Origin of the sequence: Microbacterium paraoxydans (genome assembly GCF_900105335.1) — a bacterium.
Lineage (GTDB): Bacteria > Actinomycetota > Actinomycetes > Actinomycetales > Microbacteriaceae > Microbacterium > Microbacterium paraoxydans.
The window spans coordinates 575,068-600,275 of sequence record NZ_LT629770.1; the positions used below are offsets into that span (position 1 = coordinate 575,068).

At 69.2% G+C, this 25,208-nt stretch carries 19 protein-coding genes, 1 tRNA gene and 1 pseudogene; 7 read left to right on the forward strand and 14 right to left on the reverse strand.

Translation table 11 applies throughout. From position 1 onward, the window contains the following. Positions 1 to 38 precede the first annotated feature (38 nt). Positions 39 to 2,384, reverse strand: coding sequence for a ComEC/Rec2 family competence protein (locus tag BLU02_RS03045; protein WP_231919625.1), 2,346 nt, complete (start codon positions 2,382 to 2,384; stop codon positions 39 to 41). Positions 2,385 to 2,646: 262 nt separating this feature from the next. Between BLU02_RS03045 and BLU02_RS03050 the strand changes: the two genes are divergently transcribed. Next, positions 2,647 to 3,396, forward strand: coding sequence for a DUF2510 domain-containing protein (locus BLU02_RS03050; RefSeq protein ID WP_060921455.1), 750 nt, complete (start codon positions 2,647 to 2,649; stop codon positions 3,394 to 3,396). A 7-nt stretch (positions 3,397 to 3,403) separates the two neighbouring features. Here the strand turns inward: BLU02_RS03050 and BLU02_RS03055 are convergent, their stop codons facing one another. The 3 genes from BLU02_RS03055 to BLU02_RS03065 all read right to left on the reverse strand — a co-directional run bounded on the left by BLU02_RS03055 (position 3,404) and on the right by BLU02_RS03065 (position 8,106). Further along, on the reverse strand, positions 3,404 to 4,003 hold the full coding sequence (locus BLU02_RS03055; RefSeq protein WP_060921454.1) for a ComEA family DNA-binding protein: 600 nt from the start codon (positions 4,001 to 4,003) through the stop codon (positions 3,404 to 3,406). A 169-nt stretch (positions 4,004 to 4,172) separates the two neighbouring features. Further along, entirely contained in the window at positions 4,173 to 6,737 is a 2,565-nt protein-coding gene (gene leuS / locus BLU02_RS03060) for a leucine--tRNA ligase (protein ID WP_157546988.1), read from the reverse strand. 46 nt (positions 6,738 to 6,783) lie between these two features. Beyond that, positions 6,784 to 8,106, reverse strand: a complete 1,323-nt coding sequence (locus BLU02_RS03065; RefSeq protein WP_060921453.1) for an anthranilate synthase component I family protein — start codon at positions 8,104 to 8,106, stop codon at positions 6,784 to 6,786. Positions 8,107 to 8,147: 41 nt separating this feature from the next. Here BLU02_RS03065 and BLU02_RS03070 point away from each other — a divergent pair, with 41 nt between their 5' ends. From BLU02_RS03070 to BLU02_RS03080, 3 genes are read left to right on the forward strand one after another with little or no spacing between them, the layout of a single operon-like run. Next, on the forward strand, positions 8,148 to 8,819 hold the full coding sequence (locus tag BLU02_RS03070; RefSeq protein WP_060921452.1) for a DedA family protein: 672 nt from the start codon (positions 8,148 to 8,150) through the stop codon (positions 8,817 to 8,819). A gap of 4 nt (positions 8,820 to 8,823) precedes the next feature. After that, a complete protein-coding gene (locus BLU02_RS03075) occupies positions 8,824 to 9,849 on the forward strand; it encodes an App1 family protein phosphatidate phosphatase (RefSeq protein WP_060921451.1) in 1,026 nt (341 codons plus the stop codon). 1 nt (position 9,850) lies between these two features. Beyond that, on the forward strand, positions 9,851 to 10,714 hold the full coding sequence (locus BLU02_RS03080) for a 3-methyladenine DNA glycosylase (protein WP_082749965.1): 864 nt from the start codon (positions 9,851 to 9,853) through the stop codon (positions 10,712 to 10,714). Between the two features lie 3 nt (positions 10,715 to 10,717). Here the strand turns inward: BLU02_RS03080 and BLU02_RS03085 are convergent, their stop codons facing one another. From BLU02_RS03085 to BLU02_RS03100, 4 genes are all read right to left on the reverse strand, one after another. Further along, positions 10,718 to 11,842 (reverse strand): glycoside hydrolase family 3 N-terminal domain-containing protein, encoded by a 1,125-nt coding sequence (locus tag BLU02_RS03085; protein ID WP_231919626.1) that lies wholly within the window; start codon positions 11,840 to 11,842, stop codon positions 10,718 to 10,720. 83 nt (positions 11,843 to 11,925) lie between these two features. Next, positions 11,926 to 12,582 (reverse strand): SDR family oxidoreductase, encoded by a 657-nt coding sequence (locus BLU02_RS03090; protein WP_060921448.1) that lies wholly within the window; start codon positions 12,580 to 12,582, stop codon positions 11,926 to 11,928. A 28-nt stretch (positions 12,583 to 12,610) separates the two neighbouring features. Further along, positions 12,611 to 13,138 carry a DUF3592 domain-containing protein gene (locus BLU02_RS03095; protein WP_060921447.1) on the reverse strand — a complete coding sequence of 176 codons (528 nt, stop codon included), beginning with the start codon at positions 13,136 to 13,138 and terminating at the stop codon, positions 12,611 to 12,613. 666 nt (positions 13,139 to 13,804) lie between these two features. After that, positions 13,805 to 15,016: a flavin-containing monooxygenase gene (locus tag BLU02_RS03100; protein ID WP_082749964.1), complete on the reverse strand. Its 1,212-nt coding sequence runs from the start codon at positions 15,014 to 15,016 to the stop codon at positions 13,805 to 13,807. A 135-nt stretch (positions 15,017 to 15,151) separates the two neighbouring features. Between BLU02_RS03100 and BLU02_RS03105 the strand changes: the two genes are divergently transcribed. Both BLU02_RS03105 and BLU02_RS17725 read left to right on the forward strand, forming a co-directional pair. Next, a tRNA-Ala gene (locus BLU02_RS03105) sits at positions 15,152 to 15,224 on the forward strand. A 229-nt stretch (positions 15,225 to 15,453) separates the two neighbouring features. Continuing rightward, positions 15,454 to 15,864, forward strand: a complete 411-nt coding sequence (locus tag BLU02_RS17725) for a hypothetical protein (RefSeq protein WP_036341021.1) — start codon at positions 15,454 to 15,456, stop codon at positions 15,862 to 15,864. Here BLU02_RS17725 and BLU02_RS03110 read toward each other — a convergent pair. Both BLU02_RS03110 and BLU02_RS03115 read right to left on the reverse strand, forming a co-directional pair. Then, positions 15,784 to 16,920, reverse strand: a pseudogene (locus BLU02_RS03110) (recombinase family protein); the annotation flags it as partial. The gene BLU02_RS17725 and the pseudogene BLU02_RS03110 sit on opposite strands and share 81 nt — an antisense overlap. 38 nt (positions 16,921 to 16,958) lie before the next feature. Further along, positions 16,959 to 17,375 (reverse strand): hypothetical protein, encoded by a 417-nt coding sequence (locus tag BLU02_RS03115; RefSeq protein WP_036341018.1) that lies wholly within the window; start codon positions 17,373 to 17,375, stop codon positions 16,959 to 16,961. 186 nt (positions 17,376 to 17,561) lie between these two features. Between BLU02_RS03115 and BLU02_RS03120 the strand changes: the two genes are divergently transcribed. Beyond that, a complete protein-coding gene (locus BLU02_RS03120; RefSeq protein ID WP_036341015.1) occupies positions 17,562 to 18,275 on the forward strand; it encodes a DUF6349 family protein in 714 nt (237 codons plus the stop codon). Between the two features lie 64 nt (positions 18,276 to 18,339). Here BLU02_RS03120 and BLU02_RS03125 read toward each other — a convergent pair whose 3' ends face one another. The 4 genes from BLU02_RS03125 to BLU02_RS03140 form a co-directional block, all read right to left on the reverse strand. Next, the gene (locus BLU02_RS03125; protein ID WP_036341012.1) at positions 18,340 to 18,930 is read right to left on the reverse strand and encodes a hypothetical protein; all 591 of its coding nucleotides are present in this window, start codon (positions 18,928 to 18,930) and stop codon (positions 18,340 to 18,342) included. Positions 18,931 to 18,945: 15 nt separating this feature from the next. Further along, entirely contained in the window at positions 18,946 to 19,446 is a 501-nt protein-coding gene (locus BLU02_RS03130; RefSeq protein WP_052001302.1) for a single-stranded DNA-binding protein, read from the reverse strand. A gap of 86 nt (positions 19,447 to 19,532) precedes the next feature. After that, positions 19,533 to 24,542: a helicase-like domain-containing protein gene (locus tag BLU02_RS03135; protein WP_231919627.1), complete on the reverse strand. Its 5,010-nt coding sequence runs from the start codon at positions 24,540 to 24,542 to the stop codon at positions 19,533 to 19,535. 59 nt (positions 24,543 to 24,601) lie between these two features. Then, a complete protein-coding gene (locus BLU02_RS03140; protein WP_036341009.1) occupies positions 24,602 to 25,150 on the reverse strand; it encodes a hypothetical protein in 549 nt (182 codons plus the stop codon). Positions 25,151 to 25,208 lie beyond the last annotated feature (58 nt).

A 25,208-nucleotide genomic window follows, 5' to 3' on the forward strand; every position in this document is an offset into this window, starting at 1 on the left:
GAAGTTGAGAGCCACGTGCGATGCCTCGTGAATGGCGCTCAGGGCGGCGCGACGTCGGTCCAGACGCGGAGGGCATGGTCCTCGATGCCGAGCAGGGTGCGGCCGTCGTGGTCGGTGCGGTAGACGTGCGCGCCGAGAGCCGACAGCATTTCCAGGGTCTCCCGACGCGGGTGCCCGTAGTCGTTTCCCGCGCCGACCGTGATGAGCGCCACGCTCGGCTGCAGAGCCTCGTAGAGGGCGGGCTCCTGGTCAGCGCTCCCGTGATGGGCGACCTTCACCACGTCGTATCGTGTCAACGGCGTACCGCGGAACAGCGCGCGTTGCGGGACCGCGGAGAGATCGCCGAGGAACAGGGCACGGGGCACGCCTCCCCCGGCGAACTCGGTGACGACGCTCGCATCGTTGCCCGACGGGAAGGCGACGCTGCCCTTCCGCGGCCAGAGCACTCGCCATGACGCTTCGCCGAGAGCGCCCCGGTCTCCGGCGCCGGCTGCCCGGAGGGCAGCGCCCGCCCGCGCCAGGTCGTCGAGCACGCGCGCATCGGTGCCATCGGCGGGCGGTCCGTGCAGCACGGTGTCCACTCGCCCTTCGAGCACAGCCGCACCCCCGACGTGGTCCGCGTCGAAGTGCGTGAGCACGAGCAGGTCGATGCGATCGACGCTCAGCGAGCGGAGGCATGCGTCGAGCGCCGCCGGGTCCGGACCTGTGTCGATGAGGGCGATCGCGTCCTGCGAACGCACCAGGATCGCGTCGCCCTGGCCCACGTCGCACGCGGCGATCGCCCACCCGTGCGGCGTCACGAGCGGAGCGAGCGGACCGTCGACCAACGCGCGGGAGGTGCCGACGGACGCCACGACGATGAGAACGCCGGCCGCCACGCATCGGACGATGGTGAGGACGCCGCCGGACGTCGACGTGCCCCGCGGACGAGAGCGCACCGTCACGACGTCCGGGCGCGGTCTTCCGCGGCAGCACACGATGGCGATCGCGACGCTCACCAGCGCGACCAGGGCAGCGCTCCCGAGACCCGCGGGGAGGAGCACCTGAGCGCCGGGGAGCCCGGAAGTGACATGCGCGACGGTCGCGATCCACGCCGACGGCAGCCAGGCGCACGCGGCGAGCAGATCCGCGACGGGTGGGAGAGGCGCAGCGAGACAGGCGAGCAGCCCGATCACCGTGGCGATCGGCGCGGCCGGCTCGGCGAGGAGGTTCGCGACGACCGAGACGAGCGATTGCTGTTCCGCGAACAACGCGATCACGGGCGCGCACGCGAGCTGCGCCGCCAGAGGCACGGCGATCGCCAGGGCGAGCGGACCGGGCAGCCAGCGCCCGATCCCGTTCGCCAGCGCCGGGGCGAGCAGGATGAGGGCCCCGGAGGCCACGGCGGACAGCGCGAATCCCGGGGCCGACGCCAGCCAGGGATCGGCGACGAGGAGTACGGCCACACACAGGGCCAGGATTCCGGCGCCTGCGCTCGGCCGCCCGACGAGGATCGACAGCATGCCCGCCGCGGCCATCGTGGCGGCCCGGATGACGCTCGGCTCCGGTGTCACGAGTACGACGAAGGCCGCCAGGGCGAGGGCGGCGAGCACGACCCGCAGCGCTCGCGTCCCGCCGCTCAACGCCACGATCCCGAAGACCGCAGCGACGACGATCGCGCAGTTCGCCCCGGACACGGCGGTGAGGTGGCTGAGGCCGCTCGTACGCATGTCGGCGTCGACGGCGGCAGGCACAGCGGTCGTGTCGCCCACCGCCAACCCCGGAAGGAGCCCGGCGCCGGGTTCCGGGAGCCGCGTCGCGCGCTCCACGAACGACCGGCGGAGGTCTGCAGCGAATCCGAAGACGCCCGGTGCGGACCGTTCCACCGTTCCCGCGGCGACGAAGACGACGAGGGCCGCCCGCTCCCCCGCATCCGTTTCCGCACTCTCTCCGGTCACCCGCACCTGCGCACCGAGGACGAACCCCTCCCCTTCCTCGATGCCGATGCGCACCGGACCGGCCGCCGGCGCCACGGCCCCGGGCGCACCGATGCCGCTCAGCTGCACGTCCATCCACAGACGCCCATCGCGTCCCACGGACGCCGAGGACGAGACTTCACCGACCGCTTCGACGGCTCTGCCTCCCCACGCGTGCACGGCGTCACGGCCCGCGGACTGTGCGAACACGGTGAACGCCACGGCCGCCGCCGTCGCGAGAACCACGATGACCAGTCCCCCGATCGTCGCGACTGCGCGGCGCCGGATCGCCAGAGCGGCGCCGATGATCCCCGCGGCCGCCAGGCATCCACCCGCCACCCACGCCGCCGCTCCCGGCACGAACACGCAGACCAGGGCCACACCCCAGGCACCGACCGCCACCGGCAGCAGGCGCAGATCGCGCGTCACGCCGATCCCTCCTCGGACCCCAGGGACGAACGCTGCCTCTCATGCATCGGATCACCCTAGAGTCGCGCCGGTGCCCGCTCCGCCCGCCGCGACCACCGCCGCACGAGCAGAGGACAACGACCCTGGAGGTCAGGGTGTGGAGGAGCACTTCTCTGATGGAGGAGACCGCCGGCGTCGGACGCGGTGACGACCTCGTCGGAAGCGATTGAGTAGCCTGGGTACTCGCGCGCGGCGGACGCTGCCGCGACGAGGAGGAGAGCGCATGAGTGTCCCGGCTGGGTGGTACGACGATGGTTCCGGGCGCCAGCGGTGGTGGGACGGAGCACGGTGGACCGACGCCTACGCTCCCCCTTCGGCTCCGACGAATCCCTCGCCGCCTCATCCCGAGGCGCCGACATACGGGTCGGCCGCCCCTGCGCAACAGGTCCCTGACGCTGCTTCTCGGCCGACGCCGGTCCTCGGGTTCATCGGGCTGGGCCTGGCCGTCCTCGGCGCCGTTCTCGCCTTCATCCCGGTGTTGTTCGTGGTCGGCGCGGTGATCCTGTTCGCCGGGTTCGTCGTGTCGCTGATCGGGTTGTTCACGAAGAACGCCGCGAAGTGGCCGTCGATCGTCGGCATGGTCGTGTCGGTCGTCGGCGCCGTGATCGGGGTCATCGTGCTCATCGTGTCGCTCGTGCTGGCCTCGTCGGCGCTGAACGACTCGTTGCCCGCCGAAAGCGCGCCCCCAGCCAGCGCCCAGCCATCGGACGCGCCGAGCAGCGCCAGTGAGAGCCGTCCGACACCTGAGGAGATCGGCGCGTCCGCGGAGGAGATCAACCGGTCGAACGGTCTGACCACCTATGACGACATGCCGGACTTCTACCCCTGCGTCGGGCAGTACGTCTACGACTCCGAGTTGTCCGATGAGAGCGTCCAGCTCCTGGTCGACGGACGCGATCCGCTCGAGTCCGAGCGGGAGCTGGCGACCCAGGTGATCACGGATGCCACGCTGACCTGCGATCCCCAGGGGTAAGCGACTGTCACACGCGCACCCCGTCTCGCAGCCCCTCCAAGACCTTCTCCCCGATCCCCGGCACCGCCAGGAGATCGTCGACCGTGCGGAACCGACCGTTGTCCTCGCGCCACGCGACGATGCGCTCGGCCAGCGCCGGCCCGATTCCCGGGAGCTGCTCCAGAGCCGCCTGATCCGCGGTGTTCAGATCGACGGTCCCGTCTCCGGATGGCGGCGCCGACGGGCCGGCGACGGCACCCACGACCGGGACCAGGATCTGCTCCCCGTCCTCGACCCGTCGGGCGAGGTTGACACCCACGAGGTCGGCGGCATCCGTCGACCCGCCGGCGGCCGCGAGGGCATCGACGACCCGGGAGTCGGTGCGCAGGACGTACAGGCCCGGGTGCTCGACCGCGCCGAGCACGTGCACGTAGATCTCCGCGGGCGCGGACTCGACCGACGCCGAGCTCTCCGCGAGCGGAACGGCCTCGACGGACGACGGCTGCCCCTGCACCAGGCCGAGGCCGACGGCCGTGGAGAGCGCGACGATCGCCAGCACGACCGCCGCGCCGAGCCCGAGGCGGAGCCTCCGACGGGGCGGAGGAGGTGGAGGCGGGGCCGAGGTCATCCGGTCACCCTAAGCTCCGCGCCCACCGCCTCCCGGAGCCGGACACAGCGACCGTGGAGAGACGCTCAGAAGGGACTCGTCGTGGAGGACGGCCGTTCTCGGTCGCAACCCGGTCCGGGGATCACCGCTTCGCGCCGGGGTCGGCGAAACCGCGGAGAACGCCGGGGACTCAGCCCTTGACGACGATGCTGACGATCTTCGGGGCCCGCACGACGACCTTGACGACCTCGCGATCGCCGATCGAGCGGATGACCCGCTCGTCGGCTCGCGCCAGCGCCTCGAGCTCGGCCTCGCCGATGCGTGCCGGCACCTCGAGCTGCGCGCGCACCTTGCCGCCGATCTGCACGACCGCAGTGACGGTGTCCTCGACAAGGAGCGCCGGATCGGCGGAGCGCCACGACACGAGTCCGACGGACGGCTCGTGCCCCAGGATCTCCCACATCTCCTCCGCGGTGTGCGGGGCGATGAGGTCGAGCATGACGGCGATGGTCTCCGCCGCCTCACGGACGGCGGGGTCGGCAGCACCGGCAGCACCGTCGATCGTCTTGCGGGTCACGTTGACGAGTTCCATCAGACGGGCGACGAGCACGTTGAACTTGGTCTGCTCGACCAGCGCAGGCGCCTCGGCGAGCAGCTTGTGCGTCGCACGGCGCAGCGCCGCGTCGCCTCCGTCGAAGACGACGTCGACGGGGCTGGCGACCTCGTGCGCGATCCGCAGGGCGCGCGCGAGGAACTTCTGCGCACCGGTGGTCGACACGTCCGCCCAGTCCTTGTCGTCCTCCACCGGACCGGCGAAGGCCAGACCGACGCGGAGCGCGTCCGCACCGTGGGCGTCGAGCTCCTCCTGGAACAGCACCAGGTTGCCCTTGCTCTTCGACATCTTCTGGCCGTCCAGCAGCACCATGCCCTGGTTGATCAGGTTGGAGAACGGCTCGGTGAAGTCGATCAGCCCCATGTCGAAGAGGACCTTGGTGATGAAGCGGGCGTACAGCAGGTGCAGGATCGCGTGCTCGACACCGCCGATGTACGAGTCCACCGGGGCCCAGCGCGCCGCCTGGGCCGGGTCGAACGCCTGCGTGTCGCTGTTCGGCGACAGGAACCGAAGGAAATACCAGGAGCTGTCGACGAAGGTGTCCATCGTGTCGGGATCGCGGAGTACCGGGTCGCCGGTCTCCGGGTCGGTCGTGCGTACCCAGCTCTCCGCGCCGCCCAGCGGCGACGTGCCCTTCGGCTTGAGATCGAGACCCTCCACGCTCGGCAGCTTCACCGGCAGCCGGTCCTCGGGCACAGGGATGATCCGGCCGTCCTCGGCGTGCAGCATCGGGATCGGCGTCCCCCAGAAACGCTGACGCGAGATCAGCCAGTCACGCAGGCGGTAGTTCTTCGCCGCCCGCCCCGTCCCCGTGGCCTCCAGCTGCTCGATGGCGCGCGCGATCGCGTTGCGCTTCGACAGTCCGTTCAGCGGACCAGAGTTGATCATGCGCCCCTCGCCGGTGAGCGCGACGCCGGTCTTCGCCGGGTTCTGCTCGTCGAGCGCGGCATCGGCATCGATCGGGACGCCGTCCTCGTCCACCTCGATGACCGGCATGGCACCGGTGACCGGAGCGGTGGTGTCGACGACGACCTTGACCGGCAGATCGAACGCGCGTGCGAAGTCCAGGTCGCGCTGGTCGTGCGCCGGGACCGCCATGACGGCGCCGTGCCCGTAGTCGGCCAGCACGTAGTCGGCAGCCCAGATCGGGAGCTTCTCGCCGTTGACCGGGTTGATCGCGTAGCGGCCCAGGAACACGCCCGTCTTGGGACGGTCGGTGGACTGCCGATCGATGTCCGTGGTCTTCTGCACCTCGGCCAGGTAGGCCTGGAAGCGCTCGCGCACCTCGGGCTCGGCCTCCGCGGCGAGCTCGGCGGCCAGGTCGCCGTCGGGCGCGACGACGAAGAACGTCGCACCGTGCAGCGTGTCCGGACGGGTCGAGAACACCGTCACCGGCTCCTCGCGGCCTTCGATGCGGAAGTCGACATCGGCGCCGACGGAACGGCCGATCCAGTTGCGCTGCATCTGCAGCACCTTGTGCGGCCAGAACCCCTCGAGCTGGTTCAGGTCGTCGAGCAGGCGGTCCGCATAGTCGGTGATGCGGAAGTACCACTGGGTGAGCTTCTTCTTGACGACCTCGTAGCCGCAGCGCTCACAGCGCCCATCCACGACCTGCTCGTTGGCCAGAACGGTCTGGTCGTTCGGGCACCAGTTGACCGGGCTCTTCTTCCGGTACGCCAGGCCCCGCTCGTACATCTTCAGGAACAGCCACTGGTTCCAGCGGTAGTACTCGGGGTCGGACGTGTGCAGCACCCGGCTCCAGTCGAAGGAGACGCCGTACTGCTGGAAGCCCACCTTCTGCTGCGCGATGTTCTGGTACGTCCACTCGCGCGGGTCAGCACCCTGGCGGATCGCGGCGTTCTCCGCCGGCAGCCCGAAGGAGTCCCACCCGATCGGGTTCAGGACGTTGTGGCCCCGGTGACGCCAGAAGCGAGCGACGATGTCGGAGTAGAGGTAGTTCTCCGCGTGCCCCATGTGCAGGTCGCCAGAGGGGTACGGGAACATGGCCAGCACATAGCGCCGCGGCCGGGTGTCGTCGTCTCCGCCCGTGAGGAACGTCTCGTGCTCCGCCCAGTACTTCTGCCACTTGGCCTGGATGGCGTGCGGCGAGGAGAACTCCTCGTCGACGGGAGCGGTGGACATGTTCTCGGACAACGAACGCACGACCAATCTGAAGGGAAAAACGGGATCAGTTCAGGATATCGGAACGCCAGGTGGCGGGCATTTCCGCGCCGAGCGCCGCGAGAGGGGCGCGGGCCTTCGTGGCGACCTCACGCACTTCGGCCGCGGGCACCGATCCCCACGTGATCCCGCCACCGGCGCCGACGAACGCAGCCTCCTCGTCCACGACGATGCTGCGGATCACCATCGCGAGGTCGAGCGCACCGTCCACGCCGATATAGCCGAAGCAGCCGGCATAGATGTCGCGCGGGCCGCCTTCGAGCTCGTGCAGCTGCGTCATCGCCGACAGCTTCGGCGCTCCGGTCATGCTTCCGGCGGGGAATGCGGCCTCCAGCAGCGCCCCGACCGTGGTCCCCTCCGCGGCCGTGCCGCTGACGGTGCTGACGAGCTGATGCACGGCCGGATAGCTCTCGACCTCCCAGAGCCCCTCGACCCGGATCGACCCCGGCACGCACACCCGGGAGAGGTCGTTGCGCATGAGGTCGACGATCATCACGTTCTCGGCCCGCTCCTTCGGATCCGCGGCGAGCTCTGCGGCGAGCGCGGCATCGGTCACGGCGTCGGCGCCTCGAGGGCGGGTCCCCTTGATGGGACGGGTGCGGATGACGCCACCGGCGGCGTGGAGGAACTGCTCGGGGCTGGCACTGAGGAGCGCACGTCCCCCGATGCGCAGGAATCCGCCATGGTGGGCGGGAGTCGCCGCCCGCAGCCGCTCGTACACGGCGACGGGGTCATGGGTCCCTGGCACGGTGAACCGCGTCGTGAGGCAGAGCTGGTACGCGATGCCCGCGTGGATGAGGTCGCGGCAGCGGTCGATGAGCTGCTCGTATGCGGCAGGGGTGTGGCGGGCCTCGGCGGCGTGACGATCCTCCACCACCCGCGGCGTCAGCGCTTCCGGGCCGGCGTCGCTCAGAAGGGACTGCAGCCAGCGCTCCCCCTCACGCGACTCCCCCTCCGGGGCCAGAAGCCACAGGCGGTGCGCGGCATGATCGAACGCCACGGCCATGGTCACGCGCAGCCACGTCCGGGCTTCCGGCTCCGGGTCGGTGGCGACCGGAGCCCCCGCGCGGACGGCTCCGCTCTCGTAGTCGCGCCAGCCCACCCATCCTCCACGGAACGGCGGCATCCCCGCCTCGACGGGCCCGGCATCCAGGCGCACGTCCTCCGGGAGCTGTTCGGCGACCCCGGTGCCGAGGAAGCTCCATCCCTCGGCGGCGTCAGCGCCCGCATCGAGCCAGAACACATCCGCCAGCTGCTGCGCGATCACCGCGAAAACACGCTCCGGAGCCACCCAGGACGGCAGCGGTCGGGGGGTCAGGCGGTCGGGCACCTTTCCAGCCTAGGACCGGGCCGCTCCCGTATCCTCATGGGGTGGACGACCTCCTGCTCTGGCTCCTCGACACCGTGCAGTCGATCGATCCGGTCACGCGCACTCTGGTCGCGGGTCTCGCCGTCATGCTGGAGACGAGCATCCTCATCGGCCTCATCGTCCCCGGCGACACGATCGTCATCATCGCCTCGATGGGCGTCGCCACTCCCCTCGAGGGCATCGCGATGGGTGTCGCCGTCGTCGTCGGCGCCCTCATCGGAGAGAGCATCGGCTTCTGGCTCGGCCGCTGGCTCGGCCCCTACATCCGTGCTTCCTGGCTCGGGCGGCGGATCGGGGAGCACAACTGGGTCCGCGCGGAGAACTACCTTGCACGTCGCGGCGGCATCGCCATCTTCCTCTCCCGCTTCCTCCCGGTCCTCCACTCCCTCGTCCCTCTCACAGTGGGGATGAGCGAGTACCCCTACCGGCGCTTCCTGGCCTGGACGACCCCGGCCTGCATCATCTGGGCCTCGGCGTACGTGAGCGTGACCTCGCTGGCGGCCGGGAGCTTCCGTGAGCTCGTCGACCGCGTGCACTTCGCGGGCTACCTGTTCGTCGGGGTCATCGCCCTGTTCCTCGTGCTCGCCTACCTGGGCAAGCGGCTGCTGCACCGCCTGGAGGCGCGTCATCTGGAGGCACCGGCGGTGGAGTCCGACGCCGACGTGAAAGACTGAGGCAATGGCCCCCGCACCCCCGGCGCCCAGGATCCACTGGTTCGCCCGTCTCGAGCACCGCCTGCACGTGTGGCGCGAGGGACGAGCGCGCCGCCGCGGCCGGAACGCCACCGTGCTGCCCTTCCCGGGCTACGGCGGCCCCGGATGGGTCCGTGTGCTCGGTCGTGTGCTCATCGTCCCGCCGCAGCGCCGCGGTCGCGACGGGGAACCGGCGAGCATCCGCGGCTGGCGCAGCTTCGTCGGCATCCCTGTCGGCTTCGCCTCCGTCGACGTGCATGTCGGCGACAGCACGCATCGTGTGGTCGCCGACCGCGGCGGGGTCATCGACACCGTCATCCGCGCCGATCTCGAGCCCGGCTGGCAGACCTTCACGATCACTGTCGAGGGGCAGGAGCCCATCGAGGCCCGGGCCTTCATCGTCGCGGAGACCACCCGGTTCGGCGTCGTCTCGGACGTCGACGACACCGTCATGGTCACCGCGCTCCCCCGCCCCTTCATCGCCTTCTGGAACTCGTTCGTCGTCGACGAGCACGCACGCATTCCTGTGCCGGGGATGGCGGTTCTGCTCGATCAGCTTCTCCGGCAGCACCCCGGTGCCCCCATGATCTATCTCTCCACCGGCGCCTGGAACGTCGCGCCCACCCTGTCACGGTTTCTCGGTCGGCACCTCTTCCCCGCAGGCTCGCTGCTGCTGACCGACTGGGGTCCTACGCACGATCGCTGGTTCCGCAGCGGCCGCGAGCACAAGCTCACGAACCTCCGTCGGCTGGCGACCGAGTTCCCGGACGTCAAATGGCTGCTGATCGGCGACGACGGCCAGCACGACGAGGCCATCTACACGCAGTTCCAGGAGGAGTACCCGGATTCCGTCGCGGGTGTCGCGATCCGACGGCTGCTGCCCGCGGAGGCGGTGCTCGCCGGCGGTCGCGCCGAGATGGAATCGCATGACGCTGACGAGGCTCCTTGGGTGAGCGCAGAGGACGGCGCCGGCCTCCGCGACCAGCTCGGCGATGCCGGCATCCTGCACTGACATGATCCTCAGGCGTGACGACTGGCTCCGGCGCGAGGACGCGCATCGGGAACGGGCCGACGCGCTGACGGCCGAGCACCGAGACCGTGTGGCGCGCGGCGAGAAGCACCCGGTGTGGGACTTCCTCTTCACCTACTACGGCTATAAGCCCGCGCAGCTCCGGCGGTGGCACCCGGGGGCGGGCGTGGAGTTGCAGGACGCATCCGAGCGAGTGACATGGCGCTGGTACTCCCCCGGGATGTCACCCGGCGGCGCGATTCCCGACGCCCAGCGCTTCGCCGCCGAGAAGCCGGAGCTCGCTCGCCTCGTCTCGCTGATGCTGCGCCGTACCGGCTCCCGTCCCGGGCAGTTCGGCTGCTTCGGCCTGCACGAGTGGGCGATGGTCTATCGCGCCGCAGAGCATCGGCATGCCGTCCCCCTGCGGCTCGGGCAGGAGGGCACGGACGCGGTGGTCGAGGGTCACGATCTCCGCTGCACGCACTTCGACGCCTTCCGGTTCTTCACTCCGGAGGCGGTGCCTCGCAACCGGGCGGCGTTGACGAGAGAGGATCAGCCCCTCCTCGAACAGCCCGGCTGCCTGCACGCCGGCATGGACCTGTACAAGTGGGCGATGAAGCTCGGTCCGCTCGTTCCCGGAGAGCTGCTGCTGGACGCGTTCGAGCTGGCGCGCGACATCCGGCTGCTCGACATGCAGGCCGCCCCGTACGACCTGTCGGCGTGGGACGTCGAACCGGTACGCATCGAGACGCCGGAGGGCAAGGCCGAGTACGTCCGGCGCCAGCGCGGTTTCGCAGACCGCGGCGCCGTCCTCCGCGCCTCCCTCCTCACCGCCTGGCTCGGCCCGGACGAGCGCGCCGCAGCCTGAGCGTCAGCGGGCAGTGCAGTCCCCACAGACGGCCCACGACGACGACGCTGCGGCGAGCTCCAGACGCAGGGTGAGCACGCGGGTCGCCGCGTCCTCCAGACGCTCGGCGGGGAGCGTCCCGGCGTCGACGGCCGCGGCGATCCCCGCGGCCATCTCGGTCGCGGTCTGCGCCGTGGACCCCGCGATTATGAGCACGAGGTCGTTGCCGGCCGCGACCGCGGCGACGCCGTTCGCGACGGGGTCAGCGTATGCCGGATCCCCCGAGGACAGCAGCATGCCGAGGTCGTCCGTCACGGCCACACCCTCGAAGCCGAGCTCCTCCCGCGCGATGCGATGCCACTCCGCGGAGAGCGACGCCGGACGGGAGTCCACGGCGGTGTACGCGAGATGGCCGTACATGAGCAACGAGGCGCCGGCTTCGATGCCGGCGGCGAACGGGACGCCGTCCCCTTCACGCCACGCCGCCTTCGTCATTCCGGTGCTCGGGATCGCGTGATGGGAGTCTCCCGGCGCCGCTCCGTGCCCGGGGAAGTGCTTGAGCGTGGACGCGACGAAGTGCTCCTGGGCCGCGGTCGCCGCCGCGGTGCGGTCGGCGGCACTCTCCGGATCGGTGCCGAGGGCACGCCCGAAGATGAACGAGCCGGGGTCCGTCGGGACGTCGGCGACGGTGCCGAAGTCGACGGTGATCCCGGCGCGGGCGACGAGCGCGCCGCGGGCCGCGAAGGCCGCCGAGGTCTCGGCGACCGGACGGCTCTTCAGGGTCGTCGACGCTGGGAAGGCGTCCCAGGGCAGTCGCGAGACGATGCCGCCCTCCTGGTCCACGGCGATCAGCGGCGGGAGGGCCGGGTCGATCGTCAGCGCGGCCGTCAGTGCGCGGAGTTCTTCCTCCGTCGCCGGGATGTTCCCACCCATGAGGATGAAGCCTCCGAGCCCCGACTTCATGTAGTCGCGTAGCGCCGCCGGATCGGTCCCGCCGATGTGTCCCATCACGATGGATGACGCCTGATCCGCCGTGCTCATGTCCGCGACGAGGGCGGCGGCCTGCTCCCGGATCGCGTCAGGTTCTGCAGCCTGCACCGACACCGCCTCGGCAGCCGGCTCCGGGCTGGACTGTGCAGCCGCCGACACCCAGGCACCTCCCGTGAGGGCGAGCAGGACGAGTGCGGCGCCTACGCCTCGCCGCACCCGTGACCAGCCCCGGTTCATCGCTCTCAGCGCGCGAGCGCCTCGGCGATCGGCACCGAGGTCTCCTCGTCGCCGTTGCCGAAGCGGATGGTGCGCCCGATCGTGCCCGGATCCTCCAGGGTCGCGACGATGACCGCCGCGACGTCGGCGCGGGAGACCTCGCCGCGCCCTTCCGGGTCGATGCGGATGCGTCCGGTCGGATCGTCGAAGGTCAGCGTGCCAGGGCCGAGGATGGTCCCGTCGAGGCCGGAAGCGCGGAGGTGCTCGTCTGCGGCCCACTTCGCATCGGCGTACGGGAAGAAGGAGTCGTCCTCCGGCACGCCGTGATCGGCCGTGGAGCCGATCCACGACACCATGACGTAGCGTCGCACACCCGCGCGCTCCGCCGCGTCCATGGTCCGCTCCGCCGCGTCCCGGTCGACGGCGTAGGTGCGCTCGGGGCTCCCGCCCCCGGCACCGGCCGACCACACCACCGCGTCGTGCCCGCGGATGATCTCGGTGAGGGCGTCGACGTCCATGGTCTCGATGTCGGCGACGAGAGCGATCGCGCCGCTCTCCTCCACCTCGGACACGTGATCGGGGTTCCGGATCACCCCCGTGACCTCGTGACCGCGGGCCACGAGGAGCGGGGCGAGCAGCAGGGCGATGCGGCCGTGGCCGCCGAAGACGAGGATGCGCGACATGTCTTCACCCTACGCGCCCTCGCCGACGTCAGTCCGGGATCTGCGAACTGTCGATGACGAAGGCCTGCGGATGCGAGGGCAGGTATCGGACGACCACCGGTGCCCCACTCGGGAGCCACGCGTCACGGTCCGGGTACACGGCCGGAGTGAAGAAGTCGCTCTCCAGCGTGTATTCGGTGCCGTCCGCGGCCGTGAACGTCACCCAGTCCCCGTCCACCGTGCCGGTGGTGGGACGACCGTTCTCGAAGATGTACGCGCGGGTCACCGGGACACCGGTCAGGCTCAGGATGCCGATGATGAGGGAGCCGAGCATCACGAAGGCCAGGACGCGGAAGAACACGCGGACCACGGAGCCGCCGATGCCGCCGCTGGATCGCGTGCCCGCCGGAACAAGCCCTTCCCGCTCGCGGACAGCCCGCAGCGAGCCGCCTCCGGTCGTTCCCCGCGCGGACACCGCGAACAGCCCGAGGATCGAGAACGCCGCGATGAAGACCATCGCGTAGCCGTGCGCGGCCGGGAAGTTCACCAGCCACATCAGCGTGTCGAGGGGGTTCATCGTGCCGGCTCCTTCTCGATGGCGACGGCGACCGTGTGCGGATCCTCACGCCGGTAGAACGCCCAGATCGGTGCCCCCACCTGCAGGCGCGATACGGCCTGCGGGTAGACGAACACGGTGGTGTCGGCCTCCCACGGCTCTGCTCCTTCGGGGGCCACGAGCACCTTCAGCGCGAGCTCGCTCTGCCCCTCGCGGCGTCGCCCGGTCGGACGCACCTCGACGACGGACGCGGGCACCTGGGTCCCCGTCGTACGAGCGCGGACCTGGGACGGGTCGATGAGGCCGCGGTCGATGCGCCACTGCAGCATCGCCTCTCGGACGCTCGGGTCGCTGAGGTCAGCGAGCTCGACGGTGTCGGGGTCGTCCACGTTGTAGCGGACAGGGACGGGCTGCCCCACCTGCAGCGCTCCGACGTCACCGGCGTCGAGCAGCATGCGCAGCTGTCCGATGAAGTCGTCGCCGACGCTGGGGCTGACCCGGATGAAGAGGTCGTACTGGGGCACGTCGTTCACGGTCACGCCGGTGCGCGACATCTCGACGACGGTGCCGACGCCGATCTGCGCCGGCCCGCGGACCTTCTTGCGCCGCGCCAGACCCGACATCGATCCGCCGAAGGTGAGCAGCAGGCCCCAGGCGACGCCGATCACGATCGGTCCGCCCAGGCCGTCATCGCTCGCGAAGGGGAGGATCGACTCGCGCTGGTTCACACCGAACAGGCCTTCCCCCACCCACACCACGAGCCACGCGGAGAGCAGCAGCCAGACGACGGTCAGGATGATGCGCAGCATGCCTCCCAGCGTATCCACAGGAGGCGCCGGACGACGAAACGGTCACGAGGAGACCGCGGCGCCCTCCTTCGCGAGCGCGCGGACGCCCCGCTCTGTTCGCGCCGATGGTGCTCGCGGACGGGCCGTAGCCGACGAGCTGCACCCGGGGATCCGCGACGGCCGTCGTGCCGCGGCCGCCGCGGTCGAGCTGGATCCCGCCCGCGGCACTGCGCAGGTGGAGCGGGGCGAGGTGGCCGATGGCCGGCCGGAACCCCGTCGCCCACAGGATCACGTCGACGCGCTCGAACGCTCCGTCGGACCAGCGCACGCCGTCGGGCTCGATGCGCTGGAAGAGCGGTCGACGGTCGGCGTACGCTCCGAGACGCTCCGCTTCCCTCTCTTGCGGTCGGAGCATGAGCCCCGTGACGCTGACCACGCTCTCCGGGGGCAATCCGGCCGCCACGCGCTTCTCGACGAGCGCGACCGCGGCGGCACCGGCCTCCGGCGTGAAGTCGTCGTCCCGCCAGACGGGCGGGCGTCGGGTGACCCACAGCGTCTCGGTGAGAGGAGCGAGGGCACCGAGGAACTGCACGGCGGATGCACCGCCGCCCACGACCAGCACCCGCTTGCCGAGGAAGTGCTCCGGGCCGGGGTAGTCGACGGTGTGGAACTGCTCCCCGAGGAACGTCTCCATCCCCGGATAATGCGGGATGAAGGGTTGCGTCCAGGTGCCCGTCGCGTTGACGAGAGTGCGGGTGCGCCACTCCCCCTCGTCGGCCTCGACGACCAGGACGCCCTCGTCGTCATGAACCCGGCGGACGTGCACCGGCCGCAGCACCGGAAGATCATGGGCCTTCTCGTACGCGGCGAAGTACTCCGGCACCGCGATGTTCGCCCGGCGCTCGTCCCGCGGCGGCGCGCTGTCTCCCGGGAGCTCGGCGACCCCGTGCACGTCGCGCATCGTGAGGGCGTCCCACCGGTGCTGCCAGGCTCCCCCGGCCCGCGCATCGGCGTCCAGCACGACGTGCTCGATCCCGCGGCGACGCAGGTGGAACGACGCGGACAGCCCGGCCTGGCCGGCGCCGATCACGATGCTGTCGAGAGTGCTCACGATGGATCGAACGCCGTCGCTCCTCCGGATGTTCCTCGCGCCCCGACGCGCCCGGGCAGCCCGCGCCGATTGGTGCGGATGCGGATTCGTGTAGTAGTGTTTTCACGTTGCCCGGAGCACTCCGGAGCAGCGTCTGGGCCTGTGGCGCAGCTGGTAGCGCACCTGCATGGCATGCAGGGGGTCAGGGGTTCGAGTCCCCTCAGGTCCACAATTTCAGACGTACTAGAACACCTGACATCGGTGGAAGCCGGTGTTGGTGCGAGGGCGGCGAACGGCTCAGCGAGCTTGATCGTCGCCCTCTCGTCTTCGCTGATCTCGATGCCGTTGGTGAGCGCTTGGTTGGCCAGCCGCTTGCCTTGGTCGTCGGCGCGCGCGTACAGGGTCGCGCAGTCAACGAGCAGGCTGAGCGCGGTGCTGAGGTGCTTGCGTGAGCCCTCGTGCTGGTCGTGTTCGCTGGCGAGGCGGCGGTCGATGTCTGCAAGCCCGGCCCGGATGCGGTCTTGGTGCCGTTTGAGGGTGTCGAGGTCGATGGCGTCGGCGAAGTGTGCGGCGAGCAGCTTGTCGCTCTCGTTCTGGAGCCGCTTGCGGTTCTCGGTCAGGTCGGCCAGTTCCTGGGAGCGGGAGGCGAGCCGTTCATCGAACGCTGTCTCGACCTGAGCGGCGAGGGCGGCGTACTGCTCTTCGGTGATGGAGATGTCTCGGTAGCAGTCCGCGACCAGCTGCTCGGCGATACCGACCGGCACGGCCCGCCGGGTGCAGTTCTTCCGTTTGGAGGCCCGACCGGAGCACACGTAGTAGGCGTAGCGCACGCCTTGCTTGTTGGCGGGGTAGTCCAGTTGCATCCGTGACCCGCACTGGCCGCAGAACAGGGAGCCTTTCAGGTAGTGGTCGTGCGTGCGGCGGCGCTCGGCCGCGATCTTGCGGGAGTCGAGTAGACGTTGGACTTGCTGCCAGGTCTCGACATCGACCAGCGGTTCGTGGGTGCCGGACTGCTCGGCTCCCTTGTAGCGGACGATGCCGATGTAGTACGGGTTGCGCAGCATCGAGAAGAACGTGGAACGGCCCACCGGCCCGGACGGACGCTTCGGCGTGGGTACGGTGGTGAGTCCGCGCGCGGTGGCCTCGGCGAGCAGGCTGACAACGGTGTGCTCACCGGTCGCGTACTGCTCGAATACCCACCTCACCAGCGGGGCGCGCTCGGCGTCGATCTCGACGGTGCGGTACTCGCGGCCCTGCTCGTCACGCTTGCGGACGTTGAGATACCCGACTGGTGCTCGCATCGGGGTTCCGCCGGTCTCGAACTTCTGGTTCAGGCCCTTGCTGACCTCGGATGCGAGGTTTTTGGAGTAGAACTCTGCGATGGAGGACATGATGCCGTGCAGCAGCATCCCCGAGGGCGTCTCGTCGATGTTCTCCGTCGCAGACACCAAGGTCACCCCGGCTTCGACCAGGCGGCGGTGAATCTCCACATCGTCCAGTCGGTTGCGGGCGAGGCGGTCGACCTTGTGGACGATGCAGTATGTGACTTGATGCGTGGCGATGTACTCCAGCATCCGTTGCAGGTCTGGCCGGTCAGCTGAGCGGGCGGACTCTCCGGCGTCCACAAACTCGGCGACGATGCGTGCGCCGAGGTCTTCGGCCTTGCGCGCGTTCGCCTGGCGCTGAGCGGGGATGGAGAACCCCTCGTCACGACCCCCCTTGGTCGCCTGCTCCTTGGTCGAGACACGTTGATACGTCACCGCTGTCAGAAGCGGCGACGTATCCGTGTCGTGTATCGGCATTGTCAGGGTCATGGTGGCCTCCTTGCTCGCCAGACGACGAATGGGCGTGCGTCGTGTTTCCGGTGCTGTGTCGATCACCGATGCGACGCTGCTGCTCATCAAGCTCCTGGGCGTGAAGTCCATCCGCGATGTGCAGAACCAGCGCGATCAGTTGCTTGTTGTCAGGCTTGGAGCGCACCCGAGGCTCGGCCGAGATACGTCGGCCCGTGCTCGTCACCCGGTAGTGCCTCATACCCGCCAGGTGAACTCGCCTGCCCGTTAGCGTCACGGGCGACGCGGCGTTCCTTGCGGCGGGCGGCACGGAGCCGGAGGTAGATGCCGAAGCCGTGAAAGAGGAAGCGGAAGCCCTCGCAGATCCCGATCAGAACGAAGAGGTGGAGCCACTCCGGGCCTCCGTTGTCGATCAGGACGGTGCACCCGTAGGCGAAACCGAAGTAGACGACCCCGGCGAGCACGGCCCACAGACCCCACTTCGGGTCGCGCTGAGTGCGGAACCAGTCGAGCAGGATGGTCGAGGGTATCCAAGGCCGCAGCACCCGGAAAAGGATGACGACTGCGATGAAGATGAGCCAGATCATGGTCAAGTCCTCCCGAAGCGGCGACGCTTCCTATGGGATGGACTTGCCGGGGCGGCTTCCCCGGTTCGTCTGCCACCTGCCTGGGGCCGGTGACGACTAGCTGAACATTGATGTCGCCTACCCCTAGTCTAGCGCCTGCACGCTGCTGTCGGAAGAGCGGTCGTCGTGGGTCGGGTACCTACCCGTATGGCCACGATGGAGCAGCTGGCGTTCGACTTCGATGAGTTCGCCCGCGAGGACGCCCGCGCGCGACTGCCCGAGTGGGCCGGAGCACCGCTGCACTACACCGAGGACTACTACCCACCGAGGCTGCTGGACGAGGCGTTTGAGCACTGGCGGTTCATCAACGGCAGCTTCGGCTCGTTCGCGCGTAGCCATATGTGGCACCGCTTCAGTCATGCCACTGTCGAGTTCGGCGAGCATCGCGCCGAGATGTTCCACGCCGATCTTCGCCCTGAGCCCGACGCGGAGGGGCCGGGCGATCTGCTGAAGAAGATCGTCTGCGGGCCGTGCGCGTGGCAGTCCGACGCCGGCGGCGAGTCAGATGCGGTCGAAGCGTGGCACGATCACGCCGTACCGGGGTGGCGAGACCTCCCCGTGGTTCCCGGCCAGATTCGGGTACGCACCGACAAGGGCCTGTCGAAAGTGGCCCTGCGGTGGATTGAGCAACGCTACCCGCAGCACATGCAGATACCTGGTGCCCCGATCATCACCGAACGCCAGCAGTTCGGCATCCGCCACGTTCCTGCCTACTCACCCTGGGGCGGCTACGACCTGTCCGCTACCGCGCTGGAGCGCCCCGCGCCTCGGCCCGCAGGTCACGCCGTGCGCCGGGAGCCTGCCCAGTTCGAGCCGTCAGTGAGCGCGCCGCGTCGGACCGGGCGCATGCTCGGCGACTGACCGGCACACGAGAGCGGGGCCGAAACTTGGGAGTAGGGCTTCGGCCCCGTAAGCGGTGCGATGCTCAGCTGATCTCGCCGGTCTCGGGGTTGAGGTTGGCGTAGAAGTCGTGTTCGAGTTGGCGGCGGCGCTCGACGTCGGCGATGACGTAGGCCACGAAGTCCTCGTCGCGGTCGGTGATCGGGGTGTCTTCGATCGGTTCGGCCTCGTCCTCGCCGGGCCAGACGGTCTGGCGCGTGGGCCGGTCGCGGTCGAGGCGGGTGCCGCACGCGGCGACCCAATCACGCAGCCGCTGCCTGGCGTCCGCGAAATCCCGGTGCCAGCCGATCGGGGCCGAACCGTTCTGCTGCGGGTCGAACGCGCACAGCCAATGGGTGTGAAGCGCTGAGAGTTCCCAGTGCAGCTCGGGGTGACGGTGCCACATGGGAGGCACCACCGACGACGGCAGCCCGTAGGTCGTGCGAAGCCAGTTCACCCACTGGTTCAGTTCCAACCATGCGGCCTCGGCGTCGTCGGCGGTCAGCAGATTCCAGTTGATCGGGCCGGGCGGTTCATCGAGCATCGGCCCCGCCGCCCCGACCCGGTTTGTGGTGCCGTGGTCGATTTCGGGTTCTGGCTCGTCCTGCTCGGGTACGAAGTCCTCTTCGTCATTCATGGTGTCGGCCCTGTCCTACTGCGACATCACGGCCGGTTCGCGCTGCTGCGCGGGCCGGTCGTCGCGCTCGAACCCTTGGCTGCGGTCGAGGCCCGGGGCCTCACGCTGCGGTGTCTCCTGCTGCGGCGCACGGTCGACGGTGTAGGGCGTCCACATCATGTCGTGGCCGATCTTCGTGGCCACGAACTCTTCACGCTCGTTGCCGTTCTGATCGGTAAACGGCCGCACGTACCCCTGTGCGATGAAGCGGTCGTCCTGCTGGAACTTCTGGCTCGCTTCCTCGGCGGTCTTGCGGAAGAGCACCATGTCGTGGAACGTGGTGCCGGTCTTGACAAACGAATCCTCGCCGTCACGACGGAAGTGATCGACGCCGACGCGCGCGTACAACCGCGCGATCCCGTTCTTGCTGTACGTGAGCCTGGGTTCGGAGTCGATGTATCCGACCAGCGCTTCACGTGGTCGCAGCTTCGCCCGTTCCTGCCTCTGGCCGTCGTGCGGCTCGTTCTGCTCGTCCATCAGCTTGCCTCCTACCTCACGGTGCCCCGCCAGTAGGCGGCGCTGCTTGTGTGTGGCGGCAAGGTGCACGAAGCGGCCCGCGAGCCTTAGAACCCTCGCGCGGGCGTCTCCCGCGCCCACGACTGCGCCGACGAACCAGCTCTGCTGGATACCGGGGTGCGTTCGGGGTTCGGGCGGACACCGAGCGCGGGCCGGTGTGCTCGCACGGTCTCGACGTTCAGCCCATTCGGTGGGTTCCCCGGCGCGGGTTCGGGTTGTGCTGCGTGGTCGATGTCTTCTTGCATCGCGGCCAGCTGGGTCTCGATTCTGGCGAGGTCTTTCTCCGCGTCGGCAAGGGCCTGGGCGTGGCGGAACGGCTGGCCGATGCGCTGCTCGGCATCGTCGCGTTCGGTCTCGGCGCTGGCGAGGTCGCTGCGGGCTTGCTCGAGGAGGGAGGGGATGCCGGATGCGCGGTTCTCGATGCGCTGGATGAGTCCGACGCCGCCGTCGAGGAACGACTGGCGGGTCATGATGAACCCGCTACGCGGCACCCCGTCGAGCCGAATGTTCACCACGGGGTCGGCCCCGAGTGCCGGGCTGGTCGAGACGATCACGTCAAAGCCGCTGATCTGGCCGATGACGCCGTGGTCGCGGGAGGCGTAGCGCGGTGCCCACTTCAGGTCGGAGTCGTGCGCCCAAGTTGCGAGCGCGTGTGCAGCATCGGCCCGGGAGGTGTAGGTGTTGTCGCGTAGCTCGATGCGGAACCTGTCACCGGAAGTGTCGGTCACGCGCGGCAGCACCGCTTCGAGGGCTTCGATGTCGGCTGCGGCACTCCGTGCATGGTCACTGGCGCGGTCGCGGGCGTGGACGAGCATCGACTCGTTGCGGTGATAGGCGCGTTCGAGACGGCGGAGCCGTTGTACTTCGGTATGCACCGTGGAGTGCTCCAGCAGAAGCGGGTTCCCCGAGGAGATGGCCTTGGCTTCGGCGGCGGATAGGGCGGATGAGTCAATCTCCTCGATCTCGCGGGAGTCGAGGTTTCCACGCATGAGCTGCGCGATGAAGGTCGCCTTCCGCTCGACCCCTTGCCACATGTAGGAGTCGAATGACCGTTCGGTGACGAACCGGACGATGCCGATCTCGGGGTTTTGGTTGCCTTGGCGCAGGATGCGGCCCTCGCGCTGGGCGATGTCGCTGGGTCGCCACGGGCAGTCCAGGTGATACAGCGCGACGGCCCGGTTCTGGACGTTGGTGCCGACGCCCATTTTCTGTGTGGAACCCATCAGCACCGCGACGTGCCCGGCACGCGCGGCAGCGAACAACCTGGCTTTGTCCACGTCGGTCTTGGCTTCGTGCATGTACCGGATGGACTCGGGCGGCATCCCGCGCACGACAAGCTGCGCCCGCAGTTCGTCGTAGGCGTTCCACTGGGTTGGGTTCGGGGTGCCGATGTCGGAGAACACCAGCTGCAACGCACCCCGCACGGGCGACTCCTGCCCGGTGATCGGGTCGAGGTAGATGTTGTCTTTCGTCTGCTCCCAGACCCGGTGGATGCTGTCGGCAGCCAGGTCCACCTTGGTCGGCCCAGACGGGTCGGTGGATGCGATCATGCGGATATCGAGGGCGGCCTTGCGCCCATCGGTCGAGATGGTGAGCATGTTGTCTTCGCTGGGCGACACCGCCCGGGCTGCGACCTTCTCGGCACGCTTGCCGAGGGTCTCGATGAACTGCTCCAGCTCGACCGTGGGCTGGATCGCGACCGTCGCCGGTGCCCGCCTACCATCCTCGCGCTCGGCGATCTCGGGGGTGGGCAGTTGCAGATCCTCGGCGGTCTTCACATCCGCGAAGATCGACCAGAGTTTCAGCATCTCGGGCACGTTCTGGAACTTGGCGAACCGCGTCTTCATGCGGAACGTGTTGTTGCCGGTCGGGGCCATCTCCATCTGCGTGACCGTCTGCCCGAACGTCGCCGCCCACGCATCGAACGCGCCGATACCGGCGGCGTCGAGCAAGTCCGGGCGCAGGTACTTCTGCATCACGAACGCCTCGGTCACGCTGTTCGAGATCGGCGTCGCGGTCGCCCCGGTGACCACCCGTTCGCGGCCTTCGGAGCGCAGGTATTCGAGCTTCATGTGCAGATCGGAGGCACGGTTGGAACCCTCGATCGCGGCGTCTTGGATGTTCGAGTCGGTGGCGAGGTTCTTGTACATGTGCATCTCGTCCACGACCACGTAGTCGATGCCGGTGTCCTCGAAGCACACCCCGGCATCTCGGCTGGTGTCGATGCGGGCTTTGACCTTGTTCTCCAGCTGGAGCAGCTTGCGCTGGATGCGTTTGACGCTCATCGCGTTCTCGCCCGTCGCGGTGGCGAGCACTTCCCGCATGTCGTCGACCTGGGCTTGGATGTACGCCTGCTGGGTCTCGGTGCGCAGTGGAATCTTCTCGAACGCGCCCTGCGTCATGAGCACGCCATCCCACTCGTTCGCCGAGGTCCGTGCGACGAACAGGCGGCGCTTGTCGGCGGTGAGGTCTTTGCTGGACGCGGCGAGAATCCGGGCCTGCGGATAGATTTGCAGCCACTCGCGGGAGAACTGTTCCAGCATGTGATTCGGAATTACGAGCACGGGCTTGTCGATCAGCCCCATGCGGCGCATCTCCATCACGCCCATGATCATTTCCGCTGTCTTGCCCGCCCCGACCTCGTGGAACAACCCGGCAGCCGGTTCGGCGATCATGCGGGCGACGGCGGAGCGCTGGTGCGGGCGCGGGGTGAAGTTCTCCGCCAGCCCCGGCAGGCTCAGGTACTCGCCCGCGTCGGTGTAGTCGCGCAAGACGATGGAGTTGAAGCGCCGGTTGTACTCGGCCACGAGCGTGCGGGCACGCTCCGGGTCTTCAAACACCCACTCGGCGAACCGCTCTTGCAGGGCGTCGGCTTTCTCCTGCGCGGCGGTGGTCTCCAGCGGGTTGAGCACGCGGCGCTTCTTGCCGTCGACGTTCTCGATCTCGTCGTAGACGAGCAGGGTCTTCTGCTCCATGATCGCCTGGGCGATATCGGGGGCCGGGCGACGCTCGGTGCCCCACTCGTTGGTGGCCAGCAGCCCTTGGCGTCCTCCCCGCACTTCCCACATGCCTGGCAGCGGGTTCTCCACGTTCACGTCGCGGGTGCGCAGCAGCTCGTTCAAGAACTGCGCGTGCACGTCGGCGCTAATCCACACCGCGCCCATGCGGGCGCTGATCTCTTCTACGCCGAGTGCTTCGGGTACGACCTCGGTGAGCGCGTCGACATTAGCCTGGAACGCCGGGTCGTCGGCGGCGCGCTCGGTGGCGTGCTCCAGCTTCATGCGCACGTCGCCGGAGAGATACGCGGGGGCGTGGATGAGCTCGTCGGTGATCGGGTCGGTGAACACCAGCCCGGTAAGCGAGGCGCGGGCTTCGGTTTCGTCCATGCCGAGCATGTCGGCGATCAGCGGCAGGTCGATCCTGCCGGTGCGGTCGAGGCTGACCGCTATCGCATCGGCCGGGGTGTCAACGCCTTGGGGTTCGGTGCGCGGGGAGACGACGCGGCGTGTCATGATCGCCGCCGGGGTCGCGGTCTGGTCGGTGTCGTCAAACTGCTCCAAGGCGAGCACGAGCGCCCCGAACGGGTCGGAGCGCAGCAGCCGGATCGGGGTCGGCACCGTGCGGGCGTAGGTGTCTTCCCCGGCCTCGTTGGTGCGGCCGGTGCGGCGCAGCGTGTACCGGTTCAGCGGCCCGTACCTGCCAGCATACTTCCGGTAGTCGCGGTACAGGCCCTCGCGCGCCTGGTTGATCTCGTCGGTGTCATCGACGGTCGCGGCCTCCAGTTCGAGCAGCCGGTGCGCGCCGTCGCGCAACCCCAGCAGGGCGCGCAGCTCCGGCCCCGCCGATTTCGGCACGTCCAACGGTTCGACGGAGCCTTGGACGACGGTGCCGAACCCGGTGTCGGTGGCGACGATGCTGCCATCCCACAACTGCGGCGGCGACGGCACACGCGCGGCCTGCCGTGCCTGATACTCCGCCGTGGGCGCAGTGAAGACCCTTCCGGTGCGGCGGGCTGTGAACGTGATCTGGTCGAGCACATCGGCCAGGTCGGCCTCCAGGCGGTCGAGGTCGCCATCGACGGTGAGCGTCGGGGTGCCGTACATGCCCTGCCGGATGCTCAGGGTGCCGAGCACATGCTCGGGGTGGTGATCGAAGTAGGCGTTGATCTTCGCGCGCTGTCCGTCCAGGCTGATCGGGGTGACCGTTTCCCACAGGTCATCTGCCGGGGGTTGCCCGTCCTCGCGGCGGTGCAGGATGAGCAGATCGGTCACCACGTCGGTTCCCGCCGTGCGCCGATGTGCCCCGGCGGGGAGCCTGATCGCGCCCACGAGGTCAGCGAGCATCGCCATCTCGCGGCGCGCGCCGGGGTTCTGCGCGTCCATCGTGTACTGCGACGTGAGCACCGCGACCATCCCGCCGGGCCGGGTGAGCCGCAGGCTCTTGAGGATGAAATGGTTGTGCATCGACAGCCGCGTCGGATTGTGCACCGGGTCGTGCAAGGTCACGTCTGAGAACGGCACGTTCCCGATCGCCGCATCGAACGAGGCTTCGGGCAGCCGGGTGTCGGCGAACGACTCAGTCCGTACCTCGGCGTGCGGATACAGGGCGCGGCTGATCGCCGCGGTCACCGGGTCGAGTTCCACCCCGGTCATGCGCGCGGTCTCGGGGGCCATGCCGAGGAACGTGCCCAGCCCGGAGCCGGGTTCCAGCACCCTGCCGCCGTCGAAGCCGAGCGCGGTCATGGTCCGCCACATCTGCCGCACGATCAACGGGTCGGTGTAGTGCGCGTTGATCGTCGTGCGTGCGGCGGCATCCCACTCGTCCGGGGTCAGCAGGCTCCGCAGCTGCTCACGCTCGGTTGTCCAGTCCTGCCTGGACTCGTCGAACACATCGGGCACCGCGCCCCAGCTCGACCAGCGCGCGAGCGTCTGCTGCTCATCAGCGGTCGCCGGGCGTTCCTGCTCGACCAGCAGCCGGGCGGTTTCGATCGCCGCGATGTTCGCGCGAAAGCGGGCTTTCGCGCCCGAGGGAGCGAGGTCGTCGTGCGTGGCGGGCACGAACCGCCCCACCGTCGCGGCAGGCTCCGAGTCGGTGGCGGTCTCGTCGGCGGTGGAGGTTAGCGGACTTCGCGCAGGAAGCGGATCGTCGCCGCTTCGGCCAGCAGGCTCTGGTGTTCTTCCAGGTACTGCCTCGGGATCTCCGCTTCGACCAGACCCTCCAAGAACCAAGTCGGCACGGCCCAGTCTTTGGCTTTCTGCTCCAGGTCGACCGTCGAGGGCATCAGGTCGGGGGCGTCTTGCATCCGCTCGGCCCAGGTCACCAGATTCTCGTCCGACGGCCGGGTCTGCTCCCACTCCTCGCGGGCCTCGTCCAGCGGCAGGCTCGGGTCGCTGACCCAGGCGAGTTGCTGCATCACGACCTCCTCCGCTATCCGTAGCGCCGTCATCCGGCGTGCCACGTCCTGCAAGTAAGTCTGCTCCGAAGAGGCCGTCTTCGCCAGCACCGACGCCGGTGTTGTCTCGATCTGTCGCGCCAGTTCGCTGATCTGGCCCTGCGCCTCCTGGCCCAGATCGGTGAAGAACCGGGTCGGGTCGTCGAGGTTCTGGAACCGCTGGGGTGCGTGGGTCTTCCAGTGCGCCATCGCCTGCGCTCCGTACTTGTTCATGTGTCGATCCCTCCAGTCCGGTCGCGGTTTCGGCTGCTTCGTTGATCTGCTCGTCGGC

Bases quoted from the DNA above. Each gene is read 5' to 3' on its own strand.
- BLU02_RS03050 (WP_060921455.1), top strand. From the start codon at position 2,647: ATGAGTGTCCCGGCTGGGTGGTACGACGATGGTTCCGGGCGCCAGCGG.
- BLU02_RS03115 (WP_036341018.1), bottom strand. From the start codon at position 17,375: ATGATCTGGCTCATCTTCATCGCAGTCGTCATCCTTTTCCGGGTGCTG.
- leuS (WP_157546988.1), bottom strand. From the start codon at position 6,737: ATGTCCACCGCTCCCGTCGACGAGGAGTTCTCCTCGCCGCACGCCATC.
- BLU02_RS03055 (WP_060921454.1), bottom strand. From the start codon at position 4,003: ATGACCTCGGCCCCGCCTCCACCTCCTCCGCCCCGTCGGAGGCTCCGC.
- BLU02_RS03075 (WP_060921451.1), top strand. From the start codon at position 8,824: ATGGCCCCCGCACCCCCGGCGCCCAGGATCCACTGGTTCGCCCGTCTC.
- BLU02_RS03090 (WP_060921448.1), bottom strand. From the start codon at position 12,582: ATGTCGCGCATCCTCGTCTTCGGCGGCCACGGCCGCATCGCCCTGCTG.
- BLU02_RS03095 (WP_060921447.1), bottom strand. From the start codon at position 13,138: ATGAACCCCCTCGACACGCTGATGTGGCTGGTGAACTTCCCGGCCGCG.
- BLU02_RS03080 (WP_082749965.1), top strand. From the start codon at position 9,851: ATGATCCTCAGGCGTGACGACTGGCTCCGGCGCGAGGACGCGCATCGG.
- BLU02_RS03140 (WP_036341009.1), bottom strand. From the start codon at position 25,150: ATGAACAAGTACGGAGCGCAGGCGATGGCGCACTGGAAGACCCACGCA.
- BLU02_RS03125 (WP_036341012.1), bottom strand. From the start codon at position 18,930: ATGAATGACGAAGAGGACTTCGTACCCGAGCAGGACGAGCCAGAACCC.
- BLU02_RS03130 (WP_052001302.1), bottom strand. From the start codon at position 19,446: ATGGACGAGCAGAACGAGCCGCACGACGGCCAGAGGCAGGAACGGGCG.
- BLU02_RS03120 (WP_036341015.1), top strand. From the start codon at position 17,562: ATGGCCACGATGGAGCAGCTGGCGTTCGACTTCGATGAGTTCGCCCGC.